Source organism: Methylobacterium sp. AC433, assembly GCF_979253015.1.
This window is the reverse complement of record NZ_CEEDBN010000015.1, coordinates 17,766-33,298: the sequence shown is the minus strand read 5'-3', so window position 1 is coordinate 33,298 and position 15,533 is coordinate 17,766. Positions and strand designations below refer to the sequence as shown.

Genomic DNA, 15,533 nt, shown 5'->3' with positions numbered 1-15,533 from the left:
CCCGACGGGCTCAACCTCCCGGAGGAGGGCCGACGCATTCTCAAACGATGGTCGAGAGCGGTCCTCCAAACGGGGCGTGGCCCGGCGGGACAGCCGAGCCTCGTCGAATCCATTCGGAGAACGGCGGTTGCATAGCGGATTGCCGGGCGTCCGGCAACCGGCCGCCCCGGGACCGCGCGCCGCTCGCGGTCCCGGGGCTTGCGCGGGCTCAGCCGAAGAGGCCGTCGTTCACGACGATGCGGTTCTCCACGAGGCCGAACTGCAGGAAGTGCTGCATCGGGTCGATACCGGCCTGGGCCACGTCCGGGTTGGCCTTGAGGTAGGCCTTGGTGTCGAAGTCGGCGGCCGGGTCGCGGCCCTCCTTGAAGCCGATACCGTCATAGTGCACGAGCGGGTTGACGCCGGCCTGCGCCACGTCCTTGTAGGCGTCCAGGTAGCCCTTGGTGTCGAAGATCGCGTTGGGATCGCGGCCCTCCTTCCAGCCCAGGGCGTCGAAGTGCTGGCGGGCGAAGGCGAAGGTGTCGCCGCCCGCTCGCGAGGCCGCAACGGCCACGTCCGTGTTGGCCAGCAGGTAGTACTCCGCATCGAAGCCGCCCTTGATGTCGGTGGGCCGGCCCATCGCCGCGAAGGTCGAGCGCCCCTCCGCCTGGCCGAACTCGAGGTAATGCGCCAGCGGGTTGACGCCGGCCGCCTTCACGTCGGGATTGCGGGCGAGGTAGGCCTCGTCGTCGAAGGCGGCGCCCGGGTCGCGGCCCTCCTTCCAGCCGGCCTGGGCGTACTGCGTCAGCGGGTTGGCGCCGGAGGCGGCCACGTCCGGGTTGGCGGCGAGGTAGCCCTTGGTCGAGAAGAAGGCGTTCGGATCGCGGCCCTCCCGGGCACCGAACTGGGCATAGTGGTCGTCGGCATCCAGGCCGGAGGCGGCGACGTCGGCATAGCGGTTCAGGTAGTACAGGTCGTCCACCAGCGGGCTGGCATCCGCGAGGTTGATCAGCCGTTCTCCGAACTGGAACTGCTCGACGCCGCTCACCGTGTCGGTGCCGTCGGCACCGGAGACGGTCAGGAAGCCTCGTGCGTCCCGACCCAGGATGGCAGTCCCGACGGCGTAGGTGAAGATCGCGCGGTCGAGGCCGTCGCCGCCGACGATTCGGTCGTTGCCGGCGCCGCCGATGAAGCTGTCGTCGCCAGCCGCTCCGTTGAGGACGTCGTTGCCGGCGCCGCCGACGAGGAAGTCCGCGGCGCTGCCGCCCGTCACCGTGTCGTTGCCCTGTCCGGCATTGACGTAGTGGCCCTGGTCGATCCGCTCGCTGAGCGGCGCGAGGGTATCGTTGCCGGTGGTGCCCAGCGCCACGACCCGGAAGGTGTCGCCGCGCTGCGTTCCGACGACGAGGTCGCGCACGTCGAAGGTGAGCCCGTCGGTGGTCGCCACGAGGGTGATGCCCTCGTCGTCGACGCGGGTGACGGCACCCGTGAGCGCATCGCGAGCGCCCTCCGCCTGTAGCCGCACGGCGAGGCCGCCATCCTGGTTGGCGCCGGTCTGTCCATCCGTGGCGCTGCCGTTGCCGACCTCCGCCGAGGTGAAGGTGAGGCGCACCTGCCCGGCCGCGGCGGCCGAGACGTCGACGCGGTCGCTGCCCTCGCCGAGGTTGATCCGGTCGGCCCCGTCGGTGCTGGCGTTGAGGAGGGCCGCGTCGTTGCCGGCGCCGCCCGTGATGGTGTCGTCGCCGAGGCCGCCGCGGATCACGTCGTTGCCGAGGCCGCCGATCAGGATGTCGTTGCCGCCACGCCCGTCGATGACGTCGTTGCCGGCGAGCCCGTCGAGGGTCTCGCCCACCTCCGAGCCGATCAGCGTGTCGTTGCCGGCGGTGATCGGCGTGGCGCCCTTGCGGGTCTCGGCGAGCAGGTAGTCGCCGAGCTCGGCCTCGTCGGTGAAGGCGCGGCCGCTGCCGACGACCTGACCCTGGGCGTTGGTGAAGGCGTCGGTCTGGTCGGCCAGTTGCGCGAGCTGCGCGGAGCCGGCCCCGGCGGCGAAGAGCGGGATGATCTGGTTGGAATGGTTCCCGGAGAAGAACAGGCCCTCCGGCACGCCGTCGCCGTTCCGATCTGGCTGGACCGGCTGGTAGGGGATCGTCGCGCCCTCGGGTCCGAAGAACAGGTGGTCGTGGTCGGCGGTGACGATCAGCAGCGTGTCCTCGAAGGTCGCCTTGCTGGTTGGCGCGTTGATGTAGTCGACGACCGACTTCACCGCGTTGTTGATGTCGATGTACTCCTCGATCATCCGGCCGCGGTTGTTCGCGTGCATGGCGCGGTCGACCGCGCCGCCCTCGATCATCAGGTAGAGGCCGTCCGGGTCGGCGTTGAGCTTGTTCAGGGCGGCCAGCGACAGCTCGGAGAGGGTCGCCGAACTCTCCAGGCGCGGCACGCTGAACGGGATCTCGGTGGTGTTGGCGGCGGCCGCGCCGGAGCGATTGAAATTGCTGCTGGTGAAGGCCTTCGAGATCATCGCAAGCCGCTCGGTCGTCGGCGTGCCGGTGGCTGCGGCCTGGATCGCGGCACGGTCCTGAAGCAGGTTCCAGCCCATTCCGTCCTGCGAACTGTAGGTGTCGGCCTTGAGGCCGTTCCACAGGTCGGCGCCGATCCAGGTGTAGTCGGCGGTGGTGCGTAGGCGGCCGTTGTCGTCGTAGTCCGGGTTGCCGGTGCCGGCGATGACGTCAAGGGTGCCGGTGCCGAACATCTCCTGCGCGATCTGGTTCGCGTTGGAGCGTGCGGTGTTGTGCGCGCCACCGGTGGCGGAGGGCGTGGCGTCGCTGAACTGCACCGTGGTGACGACGCCAGTGGCCTTGCCCTGCTGCTTGGCGAGTTCGGCGATCGAGAACAGGTTCGCGCCGTTGCCGTCGACGTCGATGGCGTTGTTGTAGGTCTTCCCGCCGGTGGCGATCGACGACGCGGTGTTGCCCGAGTCCGGATAGGTGTTCCGGTTCCACTCGTAGCCCGCGAAGGCACGGGGCTGGCCGTTCGGGTCGAGGCCCGGGACGGAGGTGAAATCGTAGTTCTTGGCCGGGTCGTAGATGACGGTCGGATTCTGGGCGAGGCCGGTCTCGCCGGGCACCGGCGTGGTACGGTTGTCGAGGGGATAGACCGACTGCGCCGTGGCGGTGAAGGCCTGACCGTCGGCGATCAGCACCTTGCCGGCCGCCCCGGCCCGGACGTCACCATCCGCGAGGCCCTTGAGGTAGAGCCGGGTGGCCTCCAGGGTGTTGAAGCCGGCGCCATCGGCGATCATCACGATGACGTTCTTGACGGACCCTGCATTGGCCATGGCGACGCCGCTCCCCCGTGCCGCGGAGGTCGGCCAGAATCGGCCGCCGGTCGTCCGGGCGCGCCGCAGATACCGGCGATCGTGCGACAGCCGGATGACCCTGGGTTGCGAGAGGGAGCCGCGATCGGGGGATTGGAAGGGCAGGTGAAACCGTGTCGGGTCGCGCGGTGCGGGATCCTGTGCCCGAACGAGAAATCCCCGCGGCAGGGCTGCGGGGATCTGTCGGCGCGGTGCGTGCGGGAGGCGGGCGCGTCAGTCCTCGTCGTCGTCCTCGGTGCTGCGCATGCCCTTGAGCTTGGCGAACACGGAATCGGCGTTGAGCTTCTCGTCGCGGGCGCTGCGGTGATGCTCGTCGGCCTCGGTGTAGTCCGTGGCCGTCGAGACCTCGGTGGGGAGCAGCGTCGCGCCGCCGTCCACGGGCATGTTGGCGGGACGATCCTTGGCCGAGCGTTGGACCTCGAAGTCGAGGTCGATCTGGGTGCAGAGACCGAGGGTGACGGGATCCATCGGCTGCAGGGAGCCGGAATTCCAGTGGGTGCGCTCGCGGATCTGCTGGATGGTCGACTTGGTGGTGCCCACCAGCCGGATGATCTGCGCGTCCTTGAGTTCGGGGTGGTTGCGCAGCAGCCAGAGGATGGCGTTCGGCCGGTCCTGGCGTCGGGAGAGAGGCGTGTAGCGCGGACCCTTGGTGGTGCGCTTGACCTCGGGCAGCTTCACCTTCGAGACCGCGACCTTGAGCTTGTAGGCGGGGCTCTTCTGCGCCTTCTCGATCTCGTCGCGGGTGAGCTGGCCGGTGGTGATCGGGTCGAGGCCCTTGATGCCGGCGGCGACCTCGCCGTCGGCGATCCCCTTCACCTCGAGGGGGTGCAGCTTGCAGAAATCGGCGATCTGCTCGAAGGCCAGCGAGGTATTCTCCACCAGCCATACGGCGGTGGCCTTCGGCATCAGCGGGCCTTGCGACATCGGGCTACTCCAACTGGTTCGTGCGGGACGGGTCTCGGGGCGCCGCCGACAGGGCGTCGCTCGCTCCGGCCTCAGACTGGCCGGCAGCATCCCGTCTCAACGCTGCAATAGGGAAGCGCCGTCTATACAGGTTCCGATGGGGGGAGCGCAATTGCGATCCGCCGGTCCCGGGAGTTCCAGGCCGCGCGTCTCAGGTGAACAGGCTCGACACGCTCGATTCCGTCGCGGTCCGGCCGATGGCCTCGCCGAGAAGCGGCGCGATGGTGGCCACCCGGATGTTGCGGGCGAGCTTGACCGCCTGGGTCGGCTGGATCGAGTCGGTGATGACCAGCTCCTTCATCCGCGAGGCGGCGATGCGCGAGACCGCGCCGCCCGAGAGCACCCCGTGCGTGATGTAGGCGGAGACGTCCTTGGCGCCGGCGTTCAGCAGGGCTTCGGCCGCGTTCACCAGGGTGCCGCCGGAATCGACGATGTCGTCCACGAGGATGCAGGAGCGGCCCTCGACCTCGCCGATGATGTTCATCACCTCGGACTCGCCGGGCCGCTCGCGGCGCTTGTCGACGATGGCCAGCGTCGCGTCGATGCGCTTGGCGATGGCGCGGGCGCGGACCACGCCGCCGACATCCGGCGAGACCACCATCCAGTCCCGGGGATCGAGGCGCTCCTTGATGTCGCGCACCATCACGGGGGCGGCGAACAGGTTGTCGGTGGGGATGTCGAAGAAGCCCTGGATCTGCCCGGCATGGAGGTCGAGGGTCATCACGCGGTCGGCCCCGGCCTCGGTGATGAGGTTGGCCACGAGCTTGGCCGAGATCGGGGTGCGGCCCGAGGTGCGCCGGTCCTGCCGGGCATAGCCGAAATACGGGATCACCGCGGTGATGCGCCGTGCCGACGACCGGCGCGCCGCATCGATCATGATGAGCAGTTCCATCAGGTGATCGTTGGCCGGGAACGAGGTCGACTGGACGATGAAGACGTCCTCGCCGCGCACGTTCTCCTGAAGTTCGACGAAGATCTCCATGTCGGCGAAGCGCCGGACCATGCACTTGGCCAGCGGCAATTCGAGGTAGGCCGCGATGGCCTCGGCCAGCGGCCGGCTCGCGTTGCCGGCGATGATCTTGATCGAGGACTTCATGCCGGGGTCTTCATCTCGCGATCCAGGAGGGCCGGTCCCATGCCGGGGGGCAAGCCTTCGTTGCGGCCGCTCCATAACAGCCGCGACAGGGGCGTCACAATGCCTTCACGGGGATTACGAACCCAGGTTTCGCATATCACGGTTCGAGCAGCCGGTGCAGATGCACGATGAAGTAGCGTGTCTGTGCGCTGTCAACCGTCGACTGTGCCTTGGCCTTCCAGGCCGTCTGCGCCGAGGCGTAGTCCGGGAAGATACCGACGATGTCGAGATTCCTGACATCGCGGAAGTTCACGCCATCGAGGCTCTCCAATTCGCCCCCGAAGACGAGGTGCAGTCTCTGAGCGCTGTCGATCGTCGTCGTCATTCCCGCCTCTCCTCACCGGTCGGTTCCGGCGCCTTCCCGAAGGCACGAGCCGTGCCGCCGGTGCGGTCGCAAACGCCGCCAGGTTCGTCAACCCGAACCACGTGCCGCAGAGCACGCGCGGGGGAGACGCACGGGCACCGGCCCGGCCCTCAGAGATCGAACAGGGTTCCCTGCCGGGCGGGGATAGGGGCGGCCTCCGCCTGCGCCACCTTCGGCGCGGCCTTCTTCGGTGCCGTCGTCCTCGGCGCGGTCTTCCGGGCACGCACCTGTCCGGGGGCGGGCTCGGCCTGGTCCGCCCCGGCGGCGGTCTCCCGGGGGGGCGCCGGGACGGCGTCGGCCCGCGGATCCCACGGAAGGTCGCGGGTCTGGACCCCGACGACGCCGTCGGCGAATTCGAGCGTCATGCGCGGTGCGGCCTGCGCGGCGGTGCGGACCGCGCGTCCGTCGGCGTCGCGCACCAGGGCATAGCCGCGGGCCAGGACGGCCCGGTAGCTGAGGGACCCGAGAAGTCCGGCCAGGCCGGCGAGGCGGTCGGCACGGCGCTCGGTCAGCCGCGCGCCGGCCCGGACGAGGCGCGCTTGCAGCGCGCCGAGGCGGTCGCGGCTGCGCACCTGCTCGGCGCGGGCACGGCTGACGGTCCCTTCGCGGGCGATGACGAGGCGGCGTCCGAGATAGGATAGTCCCTCACCCTTGCGCGCCAGGTCGTGGCGCAGGGCCGCTTCGGGGCGGTCGCCGAGGCGGGCGACGCGCCCCCGCGCCTGGGCGAGGGCCAGGGCCGGCGGATGCCGGGCGAAGCGCTCGACGAGGCGCGAGACGCGCAGCCGGAACACCCGGGCGTTGCCGGCGAGCGCTGGGCCGAGCCGCGCCTCGGCGAGGTCGAGGCGCTGGCGCTTGGCCGCGAGAAAGGCATCGACGTCCGGTATCGCCCGCATCAGGGCACGCAGATCGCTGCGCTCCCGGTCCAGGCGGCGCTGGACCGCCTCGCGCTGGCGCCGCCCGAGTTCGACCACCTCGGGGACGAGGTCGGCCCGCACCGGCACCGCCATCTCGGCGGCTCCCGTCGGGGTCGGGGCCCGGCGGTCGGAGACGAAGTCGATCAGGGTGGTGTCGGTCTCGTGGCCCACCGCCGAGATCAGCGGAATCGTCGAATCCGCCGCCGCGCGCACCACGCATTCCTCGTTGAAGGCCCAGAGGTCCTCGATCGAGCCGCCGCCGCGCGCCACGATGAGTACGTCGGGCCGCGGGATCGGACCGGTGGTTGCCAGGGCGTTGAAGCCCCGGATCGCCGCGGCGATCTCCTCGGCCGCCCCCTCCCCCTGCACCCGCACCGGCCAGACCAGGACGGGCCGGGCGAAGCGGTCCGCCAGCCGGTGCAGGATGTCGCGGATGACGGCCCCGGTGGGGGACGTCACCACGCCGACGATGCGCGGCAGGAAGGGGATCGGCCGTTTGCGCTCGGCCGCGAACAGGCCCTCGGCGGCGAGCACGCGCTTGCGCTCCTCCAGCAGCGCCATCCAGGCGCCGATGCCGGCGGGCTCCAGGGTCTCGATGACGATCTGGTAGGAGGACTTGCCGGGAAAGGTCGTGATCCGCCCGGTGGCGACCACTTCCAGCCCCTCCTGCGGGCGCTGGCGCAGGCGATTGAAGGTCCCTTTCCAGACCACCGCGTCGATGCGGGCGCTGCCGTCCTTGAGCGAGAAGTAGGCGTGGCCGGAGCCGTGCTGACCGCGAAAGCCCGAGATCTCGCCGCGCAGGCGGACATGTCCGAACGCGTCCTCCAGGGTCCGTTTCAGGGCGGAGGCGAGATCGCCGACGGACCATTCGGGCACGTTGGAGACCGGCCCGGACGGGGGGGCGGCCTTGGCGGGCGGAGAGGGAACTGCCATGCGCCGGGACGCTAGGGCCGGTGCCGCGGCAGGTAAAGTGGTGCGCGGCGCTCGAGCGTCACATCGCGCGTGCCTCGCGTGAGGCGAACCTCACATCAGGATCGAGAGGATCACCAAGGCCGAGACCACCGGCACCGCGCAGATCGCCAGGGCCATCCGCCAGATCGGCAGGCCGTCGAGGCGACCGTTGTCGTTGCAGGCTCGGACCGGAACGCGGCCGCGCGTGACGTAGTGCGAGAGGCTGACGCTCCGGACGGGGACCGGCGCCATCGAAGTCGGGAGGGATTTGCGACAGCCTGGCATAATCCCCACAACGCCGTCGGGGTTCGTTCGTTCCACCCCGAGCGTACGCGAACACACGAAGGTCGGACCCGGTTCGGGGACGCTTCCCGTGCACATCGGCAGGGTCGACGGCGAATCGCACTTTTCAACGAACGGCTTTTGGGGAACATCACCCCCATGAACATCCTACTCATCGGCTCGGGCGGCCGCGAGCACGCCCTGGCCTACGCCATCGCCAAGAGCCCGCTCTGCGCCCGCCTGTTCACCGCGCCCGGCAATCCCGGCACGGCCGAGTACGGCGAGAACCGGCCGGACCTCGACGTGTCGGACCACGGCGCCGTGCGGGCCTTCTGTTCGGGCGAGCGCATCGGCCTCGTGGTGGTCGGGCCCGAGGCGCCCCTGGTGGCGGGCCTCGTCGACGATCTCCAGGCCGCCGGCGTGCGGGTCTTCGGCCCGACGCGGGCCGCCGCCCAGCTCGAAGGCTCGAAGGGCTTCACCAAGGACCTGTGCGCCGAGGTCGGCATTCCGACCGCCGCCTTCGCCCGCTTCCGGGCCCTCGAGCCGGCCCTGGCCTACCTCGCCGCGCACGGGGTCCCGATCGTGGTCAAGGCCGACGGGCTCGCCGCCGGCAAGGGTGTGGTCGTGGCCGAGACCCGCGAGCAGGCGGAGAGCGCGGTGCGTGCCCTGTTCGAGGAGGCGGGCGCCGAGATCGTCATCGAGGAATGCCTGTTCGGTGAGGAGGCGAGCTTCTTCGCCCTGTGCGACGGCACCCGCGCGGTGCCGGTGGGCACGGCCCAGGACCACAAGCGCGTCTTCGACGGCGATCGCGGACCGAATACCGGCGGCATGGGGGCCTACTCGCCGGCCACCATCCTCACCTCCGCCCTGGAGCGGGAGGTGATGGAGACGATCATCGCCCCGACCCTCGACGGCATGCGCGCCCGCGGCATCCCCTTCACCGGCATCCTCTATGCCGGGCTGATGCTCACCGCCGACGGGCCGAAGCTGATCGAGTACAACACCCGCTTCGGCGACCCGGAGGCCCAGGTGCTAATGCCCCGCCTGGCCTCCGACCTCGTCCCGGCCCTGCTCGCGGCCTGCGAGGGCGACGTGTCCGGCATCAGCCTGGAATTCGACGCGCGCCGCGCGGCCCTCACGGTGGTCATGGCCGCCGCCGGCTATCCCGGCACGGTCATGCGCGGGTCGGAGATTCGCGGCGTCGAGGCCGCGGGCGTGAGCGACGAGGTCATCGTCTTCCAGGCCGGCACCCGCTCCGAGGGCGGGCGGCTCCTCGCCGACGGCGGCCGGGTGCTTGCCATCACGGCGTTGGGCGAGAGCATGATGGAGGCGCAGGCCCGCGCCTACGCGGCGGTGGCCCGGATCGACTGGCCGGAAGGCTTCTGCCGGCGCGACATCGGCCGTCGCGCCGTGGCCCGCGAGGTCGCCGGCGGCGGCATCTGAGGCGCGGGCGTCAGCGCCGCTTGTTGCCGCGCGGACCGGTCGGCACCACCGTGTTTACCCGGTTCTCGGCCCGCAGGACGTGCCAGCGCGCGACCCGCTCCGGGTCGAGCCGGCCCTCGGCGACGGCGCCCTGGACGGCGCAGCCGGGCTCGTGGGCATGGGTGCAGTCCCGGAAGCGGCACTCGGGCGCCAGTTCGGTGATTTCGGCGAACAGGGTGTCGATCCCCTCGGCCGCGTCGCCGAGCTGGAGCGAGCGGATGCCGGGCGTGTCGATCACCCAGCCGCCGCCCGCGATGGCGTGGAGCGAGCGGCTCGTCGTGGTGTGCCGGCCCTTGGCATCGTGCTCCCGGATCCCTCCGGTCGCCTGCGGCGCCGCGTGGTCCGGACCCGCCAGGGTGTTCACGAGCGTCGACTTGCCGACGCCCGAGGAGCCGACCACCGCGACGGTGCGGCCGGGTCCGCACCAGGGGCCGAGGCGGGCCGCGGCTTCGGGCTCGCGCGGATTCACCATCACCACGGCGAGGTCGCGCTGCAGGGCCTCGGCCTCGCGGCGGTAGCGCTCGGCATCCTCCGCCACGTCCGCCTTGGTCAGGACGATGACCGGCTCGGCGCCCCCCTGATTGGCCAGGGCGAGGTAGCGCTCCAGCCGCGTCGGATTGAAGTCCGCGTTGCAGGAGGTGACGATGAAGAGCGCGTCGACATTCGCCGCCGCGAGCTGCGGCCTGGAACTGCCTTCCCGCCGCCGCTCCAGCACGGTCCGGCGGTCCAGGCGCCGGCGCAGCATCTGCGTGCCGGGCTCGACCAAGACCCAGTCCCCGACCGCGTAGTCGCCGGTGTTGGTGTGAACCGGCAGCATCAGCTTGACCGCCCCCGTCTCCGAGAGGGCGCCCATGCGCGCGCGATGCACGGTGGCGACGCGCTGGGGCAGGAGCGTCGCCTCCTCGGGACGACGCTGATCCGCGAAGAACGCGGACCAGCCGAGATCGGCCAGGCTGCGCGCGGTCGTCACGACGCGCAGCCCGCGCGCGCGCCGAAGCGTCGCGACCCCCTCAACCGGCGAGCCGCGCCAGCGCCTCCGTGATCTTCTCCAGGCGCGCCGCCTCCCCGTCTCGGCGCTCGCGCTGCTCGTCCACCACCTCGTCGGGGGCGCGGGCGAGGAAGTCGGCATTGCCGAGCTTGGCCTCGATCTTGGCGATCTCGGCGCCGGCCTTCGCCGCCTCCTTCCTCAGGCGGGCTACTTCCGCCGCGAGATCGACGATGCCCTCGAGCGGCAGGGCCGCCACCGAGCCGCGCACCAGGAGCTGCACCGAGTTCTTCGGGGCGGCGTCCGCGAAGCGGATCTCGGAGAGCCGCGCCAGTCGGACCAGGGTGTCGCCCCAGCGGGTGGCGCGGGCGCGCAGGTCGGCGTCGGCGCCGACCACCACGAGGGGGATCTGCGCGGCCGCCGGCACGCTGGTCTCCGAGCGGGCCGAGCGGATCTCCGAGACGAGGTCGACGAGCCAGCCGATCTCCGTCTCCGAGGCCGAATCGTTGAGGGCGGCGAGGTCCGGCCAGGGCGCCAGGGCGAGGAGGCCGCGCTCCGGCAGGTCCGCGCCCTTGATCGCCCAGAGCTCCTCGGTGAGGAACGGCATGAACGGGTGCAGCAGCTTGGCGATCTGGTCGATCAGGAACGCCACGGTGGCCTGGGTCTCGGCCTTCGCCGCGGCCTCGACGCCCTCCCCCTGGAGCACGGGCTTGGCCAGCTCCAGGTACCAGTCGCAGAAGATGTTCCAGACGAAGCGGTAGGCCGCCGCGGCCGCGTCGTTGAAGCGGTAGGCATCCAGCGCCGCCGTGACCTCGGCGACGGCCCGGGCGGCCTCGCCCAGCGCCCAGCGGTTCAGGGTCTCGGTGGCGCCTTCCGGCCGGTAGTCGGCGCGGAGCACGCAGCCGTTCATCTCGGCGAAGCGCGAGGCGTTCCAGAGCTTCGTCGCGAAGTTGCGGTAGCCCTCGACCCGGTTCACCGCGAGCTTGATGTCGCGTCCCTGCGCCGCCATGGCCGCCAGGGTGAAGCGCAGGGCGTCGGCGCCGTACTGGTCGATGAGCCCGAGGGGATCGACGACGTTGCCCTTCGACTTCGACATCTTGGCGCCGGAGGCGTCGCGCACCAGTGTGTGCAGGTAGACCGTCGAGAAGGGCACCCGATCGGTGACGTGGAGGCCGAGCATCATCATCCGGGCGACCCAGAAGAAGATGATGTCCTTGCCGGTCACCAGGGTGTCGGTCGGGTAGTAGCGCGCGAGCTCCGGGGTCTCGTCCGGCCAGCCCAGCGTCGAGAACGGCCACAGGGCGGAGGAGAACCAGGTGTCGAGCACGTCCTCGTCCCGGCACAGCGCCACGGGCGCCCCGCGCCCGGCGTCGGCCTGGGATTGCGCCTCCGCCTCGCTCGCCGCGACGTAGATGCCGCCCGTCTCGTCGTACCAGACCGGGATCTGGTGGCCCCACCAGAGCTGGCGCGAGATGCACCAGGGCTCGATGTTCTCAAGCCATTGGAAGAAGGTCCGCTCGTAATTCTCGGGCAGGAAACGGGTTTTCCCGTCGCGCACCGCCTGCAGGGCGCGCTCGGCGAGCGGCTTCACGTTCACGTACCACTGGTCCGTGAGATAGGGCTCGATGACGACGTTCGAGCGGTCGCCATGCGGGACCGCATGGGTGTTCGGCTCGATCAGGCGCAGGCGCTCGCGCGCCTCCATCAGGGCGACGACGCGCTTGCGCGCCTCGAACCGGTCGAGGCCATGCAGGGCCAGTGCCTCCGGCTCGGGATCCGCTCCGCTCAGGAAAGCCGTGTTTCCGTCGAGGCTTATGCGGGCTTCCGCATCCAGGATGTTGATCGGCGTGCAGCCGGCGCGCTTGCCCACCTCGAAATCGTTGAAGTCGTGGGCGGGCGTGATCTTGACCGCACCCGTGCCCTTCTCCGGGTCGGAATAGCTGTCGGCGATGATCGGGATCAGGCGTCCGACCAGCGGCAGGCGAACTCGGCTGCCGACGAGGTGCGTGTAGCGCTCGTCCTCCGGATGGACCGCGACTGCGGTGTCGCCCAGCATGGTCTCGGGCCGGGTGGTGGCGACCGTGATGACTTCGCCGGTCTCGGCGCCGGCGGCATCGACGACCGGATAGTCGAAGTGCCAGAGATGGCCCTTCACCTCCACCTGGAGCACCTCGAGGTCCGAGATCGCGGTCTGGAACTTCGGGTCCCAGTTCACGAGGCGCTTGTCGCGGTAGATCAGGCCCTGCGCATGCAGGTCGACGAAGGTCTTGGTCACGGCGCGGACCATCTGGTCGTCCGGCGCGCCCGAGACGCCCATGGTGAAGCGCTCGCGCGACCAGTCGCAGGAGGCGCCGAGGCGCTTCAGCTGGTTGACGATCGCCCCGCCGGATTCCGCCTTCCAGGCCCAGACCTTCTCGACGAAGGCGGCGCGCCCGATCTCGCGCCGGCCGGGCTCCTGTGCCTCGGCGAGGCGGCGCTCCACCACCATCTGGGTGGCGATGCCGGCGTGGTCGGTGCCCGGCTGCCAGAGCACGTCGCGGCCGCGCATGCGCTCGAAGCGGCAGAGGATGTCCTGCAGCGTGTTGTTGAGGGCGTGCCCCATGTGGAGGCTGCCGGTGACGTTCGGCGGCGGGATCACCATGGTGAACGGCGTCGCCCCGGCCCGCTCGGGCCGCCCGGCCTTGAAGGCCTCGCCGGACTCCCAGGCGGCACTGACGCGCGCCTCGACGGCGGCGGGATCGAAGGTCTTGTCCATCATGGGCGGGGTCGGTTCACGTGTCGGGGAAGCGGAGGCCGGCCCGCTTTCAACCCGTCGAGGGCCTCGCGTCAACTCGCGAGCCCTGCGATTCGACCTCAGCGGCCCCGCGCGACGCGCTCGATCTCGGCCCGGACCAGCCGCTCGACCATGCCGGGCAGGTTCTCGTCGAGCCAGCCCTTCAGCATCGGCCGGAGCATGTCCTGCACGAGTTCCTCCAGGGTGCGGGCCTGGCTGCTCATCACGGTGTTCGAGAGCATGTGGAAGGCCTGGGCGACGCTGGCGTCGGTGACGGCCGAGGTCAGCCGCTCGGTCGGCGTCGGCTCCGGATCGGGCGCGCGGACAGCCGGCTGCGGCGCCGGGCGGGGCGGCTCGACCGGGGTGGGGCGCGGCGGCGGGAGCGGCTCGAAATCCGGCTCGTCGTCGTCGAAGGAGATCGCGTCGAAATCGATCTGCCCGTCCTCGATCGGCTCCTTGCGGAACGCGATCTCGGGCTCGTCGAGGGGAATGGGCTTGCGCACCGGCTGGGCGACCTCGGCGAGGTCCAGCACGTCGTCGTTCTGGGGCGGCGGCGCGGATTTCTGCGGCGCGACCACCTCGGCCTTGGCGATCTGATCGTCGGCGATGATGCGCCGGATCGACGCCAGGATCTCCTCCATCGAGGGTTCCTGGGCCGTGTCCGATGCCTTGGGGCTCGCTGCACTCATCCGGACGATGCTCGGGATCTGGGGTAAACCGTTGCGGTAGGCGGCGAGTATTTCACGCTCCCGCTCCGATACAAGCACCGGGCGCAGCGCGGCACGGGATAAGCCAGCGCCGCCGCGACACGCTCGGGCGGAGCCGCGGCTTCCGGGGAATCGCGGTCCGGGCGATCGCTCCGGACCCCGACCTCAGCGGCCGTCGGGCGTGCGCACGCCGTACCAGAGATCCTTGACCTGATCGAAGTGCTCCTTGGGGCTGTAAACCGCCACCGGCAGCGCCGTGAAGCGCACCGTCAGGCGCCCCACCGCCTGGACGACCCCGTAGGAGAAGATCACCCGGTTGCGCTGGGCGATGATCAGGTTGGTGCGGGCGTTCAGCAGTTCCTGCTGGGCGTTGAGCACGTCGAGGGTGGTGCGCTGGCCGACGCGGGCTTCCTCTCGGACGCCGTTCAGCGCCACCTCGTTGGCCTGCACCTGTGCCTGGGAGGCGATGACCTGGGCCTTGGACGCCTCGAGCTGGCCCCAGGCGGAGACGATGGCGGCCCGGATCTGATCGCGGGTATCCTCGGCATCGAGCCGGCGCTGCCCGACCGTTTCCTTGGCCTGGCGGATCTGCGAGTAGGTCTGGCCGCCCTCGTAGAGCGGGATCGACAGGCGGCCGACGATCGAGGCGCTGACCGCGTTGTCGCCCGGGAACTGGGTGTCGTAGCGCTGCTGGACGGAGCCCTGCAGGCCGGCCGTCGGGTACAGGGCGCCCTCCAGGACCTTCACCTGCGCCTCGGACACATCGACGAGATGGAGGGCCGAGAGGATCTGCGGATGTTCCTTGAGGCCGATATTGATCGCGGCGTCGAGGCTGGGCGGGACGTAGCGGTCCAGGGGGCGCCCGGGGGCGAGCTGGCGCGGCTCCACGCCGATGAAGCGGCGATAGGTGCCGATGCTGGCCCGCAGGGTCGCCTCGGCGCCGCTGACGTCGGAGCGGGCACCGGCGAGTCGGGCCTCGGCCTGGGCCACGTCGGTGCGGGTCACCTCGCCGACGTTGAATCGGTCGCGGGTCTGGCGAAGCTGCTCTTCCAGGACCTCGACGTTGTTCCGGCGCAATTCCAGGTTCGCCGTGTCGCTCAGGACCGACATGTAGGCCTGGGCCGCGTTGAACAGCGTGTTCATCTCGGTGGCGCGGAGCGCCTCCCGAACGCGGAGCACGTCGGATTCCGCCTGGCGGGTCTGGTTGTCGGTGCGAAAGCCGTTGAACAGCGTCTGGTTGACGGTGAGGCCCGCGCCGCCGGGCCTCGTGACCTGGTTGAGCTGGTTGCCCAGCGTCCTGCCCTGGCTCTGGGTGAGGCCGATGTCCGCGTCGACGCTGACGGTGGGACGATAGCCGGATTTGGCCTGAGCGACGCTCTCGTCGGTGGCCCGGACCCCGGCCCGGCCGGAGTTCAGGGCGGGATTGGCGGCATAGGCCCGCGAGAGTGCGCTCTCCAGCGTCTCGGCGCCGGCCGGACTCGCGAATGCGAGGGCCAGTGCGGCGAGGCCGGCCGGCCGAAGCCTCGTGCGCATCGCAGGTTTCGAATCTCTCACGCTCATCAACCCTTGCGGTTTTTCGATGAACCGGACGACCACACGAAGTGGCCGCCGCGCCTGGGCGC

Annotated in this window: 11 protein-coding genes; 1 reads left to right on the top strand and 10 read right to left on the bottom strand. The window is 70.7% G+C overall.

What is annotated here, in order from left to right; genetic code table 11:
- Positions 1-208: 208 nt before the first annotated feature.
- The 6 genes from AC0IWM_RS18585 to AC0IWM_RS18560 form a co-directional block, all read right to left on the bottom strand.
- On the bottom strand, positions 209-3,316 hold the full coding sequence (locus AC0IWM_RS18585; protein ID WP_471757365.1) for an alkaline phosphatase: 3,108 nt from the start codon (positions 3,314-3,316) through the stop codon (positions 209-211).
- A gap of 252 nt (positions 3,317-3,568) precedes the next feature.
- Positions 3,569-4,279: a DUF1013 domain-containing protein gene (locus AC0IWM_RS18580; protein ID WP_056478033.1), complete on the bottom strand. Its 711-nt coding sequence runs from the start codon at positions 4,277-4,279 to the stop codon at positions 3,569-3,571.
- A gap of 190 nt (positions 4,280-4,469) precedes the next feature.
- Positions 4,470-5,414, bottom strand: coding sequence for a ribose-phosphate pyrophosphokinase (locus tag AC0IWM_RS18575; protein ID WP_055959118.1), 945 nt, complete (start codon positions 5,412-5,414; stop codon positions 4,470-4,472).
- Positions 5,415-5,550: 136 nt separating this feature from the next.
- The gene (locus AC0IWM_RS18570) at positions 5,551-5,778 is read right to left on the bottom strand and encodes a DUF4170 domain-containing protein (protein WP_056478031.1); all 228 of its coding nucleotides are present in this window, start codon (positions 5,776-5,778) and stop codon (positions 5,551-5,553) included.
- A gap of 149 nt (positions 5,779-5,927) precedes the next feature.
- Positions 5,928-7,664, bottom strand: coding sequence for an exodeoxyribonuclease VII large subunit (gene xseA / locus AC0IWM_RS18565; RefSeq protein WP_471757363.1), 1,737 nt, complete (start codon positions 7,662-7,664; stop codon positions 5,928-5,930).
- A gap of 90 nt (positions 7,665-7,754) precedes the next feature.
- Positions 7,755-7,934 (bottom strand): hypothetical protein, encoded by a 180-nt coding sequence (locus AC0IWM_RS18560; protein WP_471757361.1) that lies wholly within the window; start codon positions 7,932-7,934, stop codon positions 7,755-7,757.
- Positions 7,935-8,123: 189 nt separating this feature from the next.
- Between AC0IWM_RS18560 and purD the strand changes: the two genes are divergently transcribed.
- Entirely contained in the window at positions 8,124-9,407 is a 1,284-nt protein-coding gene (gene purD, locus AC0IWM_RS18555; protein WP_471757359.1) for a phosphoribosylamine--glycine ligase, read from the top strand.
- 10 nt (positions 9,408-9,417) lie between these two features.
- On the opposite strand, the gene rsgA is transcribed toward purD, so the two are convergent.
- From rsgA to AC0IWM_RS18535, 4 genes are all read right to left on the bottom strand, one after another.
- Positions 9,418-10,416 (bottom strand): ribosome small subunit-dependent GTPase A, encoded by a 999-nt coding sequence (gene rsgA / locus AC0IWM_RS18550; RefSeq protein ID WP_471757357.1) that lies wholly within the window; start codon positions 10,414-10,416, stop codon positions 9,418-9,420.
- A 40-nt stretch (positions 10,417-10,456) separates the two neighbouring features.
- Positions 10,457-13,189 carry a valine--tRNA ligase gene (locus AC0IWM_RS18545; RefSeq protein ID WP_471757355.1) on the bottom strand — a complete coding sequence of 911 codons (2,733 nt, stop codon included), beginning with the start codon at positions 13,187-13,189 and terminating at the stop codon, positions 10,457-10,459.
- 95 nt (positions 13,190-13,284) lie between these two features.
- Complete coding sequence (locus AC0IWM_RS18540) at positions 13,285-13,845, bottom strand: PopZ family protein (RefSeq protein WP_471757533.1); 561 nt, start codon at positions 13,843-13,845, stop codon at positions 13,285-13,287.
- A 231-nt stretch (positions 13,846-14,076) separates the two neighbouring features.
- Complete coding sequence (locus AC0IWM_RS18535) at positions 14,077-15,471, bottom strand: TolC family outer membrane protein (RefSeq protein ID WP_471757352.1); 1,395 nt, start codon at positions 15,469-15,471, stop codon at positions 14,077-14,079.
- Between the last annotated feature and the right edge of the window lie 62 nt (positions 15,472-15,533).